Source organism: Kineosporia rhizophila (assembly GCF_021277265.1).
Taxonomy (GTDB): Bacteria; Actinomycetota; Actinomycetes; order Actinomycetales; family Kineosporiaceae; genus Kineosporia; species Kineosporia rhizophila.
The window spans coordinates 100,304-108,566 of record NZ_JAJSOH010000025.1; the positions used below are offsets into that span (position 1 = coordinate 100,304).

The following is an 8,263-nucleotide window of genomic DNA, read 5'->3' on the forward strand; positions in this document are numbered from 1 at the left end:
TCGCCGGACATCACCTGAGCATCACTTGAAGAGCTTGCGAGCCTTCCCGAGCTTCAGGAACACCGTCTCGCCGGTGGCGTCGTCGAGAGCATCGTTGTCGGTCGAGACGTAGACCTCGCCGTCACCGCCGATCGTCAGGCCCTCGAGCTTCTCCTGGGTCCAGCCGTTGGTGGCCTGCAGGTGAGGCAGCACGTCCACGGCCAGCTTCTTGGGCAGGACGGGCAGGGTGCCGGCGGCCGGGTCGGTCTTCGGCAGCTCGACCGTGTAGATCCGCTTGATCTTGGCGTTCGGGCCGTTGAGCTTGTCCCGCTCGATCACGGCCAGACGGCCGTCACCGACCGCGGTGATCTCGGACAGGCCGATCCAGTCGCCCGCAGTGGTGGTGGTCTCGAGCTGGTAGCCGAACCACGTCCACGTGCCGGTCTTCACGTCGTAGCGGCCGATCCGGGCCACGCCCTTGGGGTCGGTCGAGACCTCGCGCTGCAGAACGGCGTAGACGTGCTCGCCGGACTTGTCGCTGACCGCCGTGACTCCCTCGAAGCCCTGCGACTTCAGGCCCGCGGCGACCTCGGCCGGAAGCGCCACGGTCTTCTCGACCACGCCCTTGCGATCGAGGAGGACGAGCTTGTTCTCGGCCCCGGTGGCGCCCTCGACCGCGAGCCAGTAGCCACCCTGCGGGCGGGCGAAGATGCCCTCGGCGTCCAGGCCGACCGGCTTGCCGTCGGCGTCCTTGACCTCGAGGCGGTCCTTGACCAGGGCCGGGGTCCGGCCGGTGTCGATGGTCAGGATCGCGGTCGGGCTGTAGGCCGCGTCGGTCACGCTGACCAGCGTGTCGGACTTGCCGGGCACGGCGGACAGGGCGCCCAGGGTGCCCCAGCCGATCGGCCGGCCCTTCTTCTCCTTGGACTCGATCTGCGGGAACGCCGGGGCCTTCGAGCCGATCTTGAACAGGGTCACGGCCGAACGCACGCCGTTCTCGGCCTCGTCGGTCTCGCTGGAGACCGCCAGCAGACCGCGCGAGGGGATCGGCAGGATGCCCTCGGGCCCGTTGGTGGTGGGCAGCACCTGCACGAACTTCGGGTTCTGGGGCTTGTCCACGTCGTACACGGCGACGAAGTTGCTGCGCTCGGAGCCGACGAAGGCGTACTTGGTGCCGTCGAACTCGGCGGTGGCCAGGCCCTCGGGCTCGACCCCCTTGTTGTCGGCGCGGTTCTCGGAGTGCAGGCCGACCTGGATCGCCAGCTTCTCGAGTTCGTTGCCGGAGTCGTAGCTGACCTTGCCGGTGCGGCTGTCGAACACTGTCCAGCCGCGCGTGCCGCCCTTCCAGTCACCCTCGTTCGCGGTGGCCAGGTAGCGGTCGTCCAGCCAGGCCACGGCGTCGGGCTCGCGCGGCAGGTCGACGATGCGGCCGCTCTGGTCGATCTTGCCGTCGTCCTTCACGTCGATGTCCTCGACGGTGGCCTTCCCCGCGCTGAACACCTTGGTGATCTTCTTGGCGGCCGCGTCGATCAGGACGATGCCGTTGTTCTCCTGCAGCGTGACCGCGAGGTCGCCGCGCTCGTTGAACGAGACGTACTCCGGCTCCGGGTCGACCGGGGTGTCCAGGCCGGCGGCCACGAACGACTTCAGGGCCGAGCCGTCCGGGTTCACCAGGTCCACCCGCGACGCCGTCCAGGTGGCCGGGTCGGAGGCCCTCTTCAGGTCGATGACCTGGACGAAACCGGCCGGGAGCTGCGGAAGATCGCCCTCCTCGCCGCCCGCCGGGGTGGCCTCCTCGTCACGCTGGTTCTCCATCGCGATGGCCACCCGACGGCCCTGCTTGTCCACGGCGATCGAGTCCGGCTGGCCACCGAGGTCGATGCTGCGCACCCGGGTACGGTCGGAGATCCGGACGATGTCGACCCGGCCGGAGGCCTCGGTGAAGCTCTTGCTGGTGTCCACCACGACCAGCACGTAGCCGCCGACCACGGTGACCGAGGTGGGCTGGTCGTCGGCAACGCCGAGTTCCTTCAGCGAGAGCGTGCCCAGACCCTTGACCCGGCCCGGGTCGGAGATGTCGAGGAAGCCGATGCGCTTGCCCGCCGCATCGGTGTAGATCATCGTCCGGCCGTCCTCGGTGACGGTAGAGATCTCGGCCACCGTCTCGTCGCCGATCGCGTCGCCCGCGGGCCGGTTCTGGAAGACCGGGTAGGTGTCGGTGCGGTTGAAGAACTGCTCACGTGAGCCGGCACTGGCCGACTGGGCCGCGGCGACGAACGCCGAACCCGCCAGGGCCGTCATCGTCAGGACCGCTACCCCGCGGCGGGCCCGGGCCCCGAACTGCTTCTTTCCCACGTCACTCCTCGTATCGTCCCCGGTCGCGACCACCGGGCAGCGCGGCCGGAGCCTGCCACGCAGGGGTGATCCACGCTCGTCCAGCGGATGAACGGGAGTCGACGAACAGCGTGCGGTGGCCTCAGATCAGGACTTCCAGGATCAGGTCGCGTACGGCGGTAGCCTCGAATGTGGCTGCGGAGACGGACGAGTCGGAGCACAGCAGGACCGGGCCGTCCGCCGGGTCGGCCGCTGTCCGGCCGTGGCTTCCCCGCACCAGAGCCCCGTCGAGCGGCACCACCTTCATTGCGTACCTCAGTCCGCTGAACTTCTTGGCCAGGGTCAGCGCGGCCCGGGCCTTCACGAAGCGGTCCTGCGGGTCCATGAACAGTTCGGCCGGGTCGTAGCCGGGCTTGCGGTGAATCTCCACCCCCTTCGCGAAGTCCGGCGCCCGCGCATCGTCGAGCCAGTAGTAGTAGGTGAACCAGGAACGCGGCGCCGCCACTGCGACCAGTTCACCGCTGCGCGGATGGTCCAGCCCGTGTTCCTTCTTGCCGTCCGCATCGAGCACCAGGTCCACCCCGGGCAGCTGGGCCAGCAGGTCGCGGACGCGAGGAACGTCGCGTGGATCATTCACGTAGACGTGGGCCAACTGATGGTCGGCCACCGCAAAGGCCCGCGAGACCCAGGGGTCGAGATACTCCATCCCGGCCTGGGTGTAGACCTCCAGCAGCCCTTCCCGGCGCAGCATCCGGTTGATGTCCACCGGCGCGTCGACCGCGGTGATGCCGTATTCCGACAGCACGACCACGGTGTAACCGCTCTCCCGGGCATATTCGACGAGTTCGCCGGCCACCGCATCGATCTCCTTGGCCGCGGCGATCGCCTCGGCGCCGTCGGGACCGTAGCGCTGCAGGTCGTAGTCGAGATGTGGAAGGTAGCAGAGCGCCAGATCCGGTCTCTGGGTCCCGATCAGCCGGCGGGTCGCCTGGGCGATCCAGGCCGAACTGCTTATGGACGCTGTTGGGCCCCAGTACGTGAACAGCGGGAAGGTGCCCAGTTCGTTTGTCAGTTCGTCGCGCAGCGCCGGCGGACGGGTGTAGCAGTCGGCGTCCTTCTTGCCGTCGGCGTGATAGATCGGCCGAGGCGTGACGGTGAAGTCGGTGCTCGCACCCATCGCATACCACCAGCACACGTTGGCCGCGGTGAGGTCGGGCCGATGACGACGTGCCGTCTCCCAGACCTTTTCGGCCTCGATGAGCCGGTTGTGCTGGCGCCACAGATAGACCTCACCCTGATCCCGGAAGTACCAGCCGTTGCCCACGATTCCGTGCTCGGTGGGAAGCTTGCCGGTCAGATACGTGGCCTGCGCACTGCAGGTGACAGCCGGAAGGATCGTGCCCAGGCCGGCCTGGAACCCCGCATGGGCTACGCTCGCCACCCGGGGCATGTGGGCCAGCAGACGCGGCGTGAGCCCGACGATGTTCAGCACCAGCACGGGATTCTTGCTCATCGCAGCGGCTCCAGTCCGAGTTCGGTGAGGCGGTCGGCGGTCCAGTCGAGCTCCCCGGCGATGCCTTTGGTGAGGGCCTGCGCCGATTGAGGACGATCGGCGCCAGGAAGCACGGACCACGTGTAGGTCTCGACATCGAGATGGTGGGTGCGCGCGCTCGGCCCGCCGACCAGGGCGCACAGGGTGTTGCGCAGTTCGGGCTGAGTGGTGCGCTCGGTCTGGTCGAGCGGAAGGTGATAGTGCACCCGCCACTCCTGCTGCGGATCGAGCGAATCGCCGATGCGCTCGGTGAGGTCGTCCTCGCCGTACCCGTCCCGCTGCCGGATCTGGTGCATGAACCGGGGTTCGGCGAACTCCCTCAGCCAATCACGATCAGATTCGTTCACCCGCAGGGCATTCGAGACCTGAGCCTTGAACACGGAGACCTTCTCGGCGTCGCACAGATCCAGCACACCTTCGTCCTCGAACTGAGTGGCGAGGTGACAGGCGTCCAAACACATCCCGATCCACTCGGGAACCGCGAGCCGAGAGACTGCCCGGACACCGGCGTCCATGGTTTCGACCACACACCCAGGTTCCGGCTCTACGGCCAGCCGCACCGGACGTCCAAAATCTTCTGCCATGGACCGAAGCTCGTCGGCCACCTGGCGCATCGGCTCGTCCACCGAAGCCGTTCCTTCCGGGAAGCGCGTGCGCCAGCCGAACGGGAGGGTGGAGATGCTGCCTTCGACGGCATCTGCGGGAAGAAGCTGATGCAGCACCCGGGCGAGATCTACGGTGTACTCGAGGCGTTCGGGTTCGAGCCAGTCCGGGCGGTAGACCGCGCCTTTCACCACCTCGGCCTGGAACGCTCGATAAGGGAAGCCGTTGAGGGTGACAACCTCCAACTGCTCCTCCCGCAGCGCGCTCCTGAGCAGGCCCAGAGCTCGAGCGTCCGAGGCCAGCAGTCGCGCGACCGGTGCGGGCAGCCACAGGCCGACGCCCAGCAGCGGCCAGCCGAGCAGACGCCGCACCGGCCCGGCATACGCGTGCAGCTGGGCAATGATGCCGACCAGGTCTTCGGCCGGATGCATGTTGGTGCAGTACGAAAGGTGCACCGTGCTGCCGTCCGGGTGCCGGAACCTCATCAGGGCCGCTCCCCGCGCAGGATCGAGTTGCCCTGAGAGAGTTCGTCGTTCTTCACCGCATCGAGATCGAGTCGCCCGCTCTGCGCGAAGAACGTGACCGGGTTGTCCCAGACCACGCGGGCCACCTCATCCTCGGGAAAACCGCCGTCCAGCATGGCCTGCGCCGTCTTGGCCACTTTCAGCGGATCGCTGCGCCCCCAGTCTGCGGCCGAGTTCACCACCAGCCGCTGCGTGCCCAGTTCGCGGGCGAGCAGGACCATCCGGCGCTCGTCCATCTTGGTGTCCGGATAGATCGAGAAGCCCGCCCAGACCCCGGCGTCGAGAACGACCTTGGCCGTGAGCTCGTTGTTGTGGTCGACCAGCACCCGCTCGGGCGCGATCCCGGACTCCTTCACCACGTCGAGGGTGCGCCGGGTCCCGGCCAGCTTGTCCCGATGCGGCGTGTGCACCAGCACCGGCAGCTCGAACTCGACGGCCAGCGCGAGATGGGCGGCCAGCAGTTCGTCCTCCGCCGGGGTGATCGAGTCGTACCCGGTCTCCCCCACCCCGACCACGCCGTCCTTGGCCAGGTAGCGAGGCAGGATGTCCATCACCTCGGCGCGGAAACCGGGATCGTTGGCCTCTTTCGGGTTGAGGGCGATGGTGCAGTGGTGGGCGATACCGAACTGGGCCGCCCGGTACCGTTCCCAGCCGATCAGCGCATTGAAGTAGTCGACGAACGAACCGGCGCTGGAGCGCGGTTGCCCGAGCCAGAAGGCCGGCTCGACCAGCGCGGTCACGCCGGCCGCGGCCATCGCCTCGTAGTCGTCGGTGGTGCGGGAGGTCATGTGGATGTGAGGTTCGAAGATGCGCATGGCCAGGCTCCTCGGGATCGGCAGGTGGCTCAGTGACGGGGCCGGCTCTGCAGCGCTGCGGCCGCGGCCCTCCGGCGTTCCGGGTCGCTCGACTCCAGCTCGCTCTCGATGCGCTTGATCTCATCTTCGGTCTCGGCCGGGTACCGGTCGATGACCGTCCAGACGTCCGGGGCCACATCCCGGCCCGCGCAGACCCGTTCGAGCACGAAACCCGCCACCATGCGGGCGGTCCGGGGAGTGGCCCGACGGGTGATGGCCGGAATCCGCTCCAGCGGCACCTCCATGAAGACGCACTTCATCAGCACCTGGCCGACCTCGTCGTCGTCGAGCCTCTGCACGATGGAGGGCTGGGCGCAGGCCGTGACCAGACGGGGATCGTTGCTGCGGAACGCATCCCGGGCCAGGGCGACCAGCGCATCATCGGCGTTGAGCTGCTCGGCCGAGTGGAGAATGGCCAGACGCTCGTTCACATCGCCGTAGCGGTACAGGCCGGGTATCTCGGTGCGGTCGGGCAGCGCCGCCAGCAGCCGGATGCGCGCCTGCTCGTGCCCCGCCCCCACCTTGCGGGTGACCATCGGGAAGAGCCGGCGGATGGTGGCCGGTTGCAGCGTGACCTGCCGCAGGGCTTCGTCGAGCCAGACCTCGGCATCGGTGGCGATCATGCACCCTCACTTCGTCGTGGTGGCGTTCTCGGCTGCCTTCAGGAACTCGATCGAGCGGGGAACAGTGGTGTGCGCAGTGTGCGAGTGCCGCGAAAGTTCCACGGCTACAAGTCCTTCGAAGCCCTTCAAGGCATCCAGCGCGGGCGGGAAGTCGACATCGCCCTCACCGAAGTCCAGGTGCTCGTGAACACCCCGGGGCATGTCGTCGATCTGCACGTAGAACAGCTCGTCCCGAACGTCTTTGACGACCTCGGGAATCGGCTGCGGCTCGGTCACCAGGCAGTGCCCGACGTCGAGAGTGAGCCCGAACAGGGGGTGGCCCAAGGTGTCCCGCAGCCGGCGCCAGTCGTCCACCGAGGCCACCAGCATGCCCGGCTCCGGCTCGAAAGCCAGCTTGACCTGTAGGGGCTCGGCCGTGAGCAGCACCGCCTCACACCCCTCAACCAGCCGCTGCCAGGCCGTTTCGGCGCTCACCCCCGGCCGCCGCACCCCCGACCAGAACGAGACGGCCTCGGCTCCCAGATCGGCCGCAACCCGCGTCGCAATCCGCAGGAACTCCACCCGCCGCTCCCGGCCCTCGTCACTGAGCAGCGTGGGCTCGTGCTTGCGCCGGGCGTCCAGCACGAACCGGGCCCCGGTCTCCACCACCACCGCCAGCCCCAGATCGCGAAGTCTGTCGGCGGTGACGGCTACTCTTCGAGGCAGATCAGGACCGAAAGGATCCAGGTGATGATGATCCAGACTCAGCCCCACCCCGCTGTAGCCGTGGTCGGCCAGCATCCGCAGGGCATGGTCCAACCGATGGTCCCCCAGCCCGTTCGTGACGTAGGCGTAGCGCAACCCCATCACGTCACCCGCCTACGCCGCGCCAGCATCCGGCCCGCCCGCCACACCACCAGCAAACCCGCGCTCGTCCCCGGCCTTCCCGCCGCCGCCGTGAGCGCACTCTGCAGCGGGATCATCCCCATCACCCCGGTACCCACGATGCGCTGAACGTTTTGGGGCGAAGGATCCTGAGCCGCGGCCCATGAGGCCCGTAGCGAAGGGACGGCATAGACGGCGGTGGCCAACACCGCGAGCCCCAGCGAAGCCACCCGCCCAAATGGGCTGGGAGCCAGCTCCACCGGCGGAGCGCCACTCATGTTCAACTCAGCCCCCACCCGCAGAGCCTCACTCCCACGCGAAGCCTCACTCCCACGCGAGACCCCTCCTACTTGCGTAGCCTTACCCGCTTGCTTGGCCTTACCCGCTTGCTTGGCGACATCCGCTTGCTTGGCGACATCCGCTCGCGCGGCCCCACCCGCATGTGTGGCCCTACCCGGTCGCGCGGCCCCACCCGCTTGCGCGGCCCCACCCGCTTGCGTGGCCCCACCCGCTCGCGCCGCTTTACCGAAGCCCAAGGTCCCACCCACACGGGAAGCCCACCCCGCAGGCGAACTTCTCCTCGCAGGGGCGACGTCACTCCCTTGTGCGGCCCTGCCCATGACCGAGGCCCCACCCACCCAGGAAGACCCACCCACTCGCGCAGCCCTACCCACGGCCGAGGCCCCACCCACCCAGGAAGACCCACCCGCCCGCGCAGCCCTACCCACGGCCGAAGCCCCACCCACCCAGGAAGACCCACCCATTTGTGGGGCGCTGCCCGCGGCCAAGACCTCGCCCGGAGCCCCACCTGTACGCGAGCCGCTACCCGTTGGCGAGACCTCACCTACATGCGAGGCCCTACCCGCAGACGAGACCTCGTGCACATCCGAAGCCCCGCCCACTTGTGCGGCCCTGCCCACGGCCGAGTGA

Annotated in this window: 6 protein-coding genes; all 6 read right to left on the reverse strand. The window is 68.4% G+C overall.

The annotated features are described in order from the left end of the window. Positions 1-21: 21 nt before the first annotated feature. The 6 genes from LWF15_RS27705 to LWF15_RS27730 all read right to left on the reverse strand — a co-directional run bounded on the left by LWF15_RS27705 (position 22) and on the right by LWF15_RS27730 (position 7,315). Positions 22-2,280 carry an esterase-like activity of phytase family protein gene (locus tag LWF15_RS27705; RefSeq protein ID WP_408624144.1) on the reverse strand — a complete coding sequence of 753 codons (2,259 nt, stop codon included), beginning with the start codon at positions 2,278-2,280 and terminating at the stop codon, positions 22-24. A gap of 175 nt (positions 2,281-2,455) precedes the next feature. Then, the gene (locus LWF15_RS27710) at positions 2,456-3,826 is read right to left on the reverse strand and encodes an alkaline phosphatase family protein (RefSeq protein WP_232813888.1); all 1,371 of its coding nucleotides are present in this window, start codon (positions 3,824-3,826) and stop codon (positions 2,456-2,458) included. Next, entirely contained in the window at positions 3,823-4,953 is a 1,131-nt protein-coding gene (gene eboE, locus LWF15_RS27715) for a metabolite traffic protein EboE (protein ID WP_232813889.1), read from the reverse strand. The genes LWF15_RS27710 and eboE overlap by 4 nt, the downstream gene beginning before the upstream one ends. Then, complete coding sequence (locus tag LWF15_RS27720; protein ID WP_232813890.1) at positions 4,953-5,807, reverse strand: TatD family hydrolase; 855 nt, start codon at positions 5,805-5,807, stop codon at positions 4,953-4,955. Before LWF15_RS27720 ends, eboE begins: the two co-directional genes overlap by 1 nt. Positions 5,808-5,836: 29 nt before the next feature. Then, positions 5,837-6,469 carry an EboA domain-containing protein gene (locus LWF15_RS27725; protein ID WP_232813891.1) on the reverse strand — a complete coding sequence of 211 codons (633 nt, stop codon included), beginning with the start codon at positions 6,467-6,469 and terminating at the stop codon, positions 5,837-5,839. 6 nt (positions 6,470-6,475) lie between these two features. Next, positions 6,476-7,315 (reverse strand): sugar phosphate isomerase/epimerase family protein, encoded by an 840-nt coding sequence (locus LWF15_RS27730; RefSeq protein ID WP_232813894.1) that lies wholly within the window; start codon positions 7,313-7,315, stop codon positions 6,476-6,478. Between the last annotated feature and the right edge of the window lie 948 nt (positions 7,316-8,263).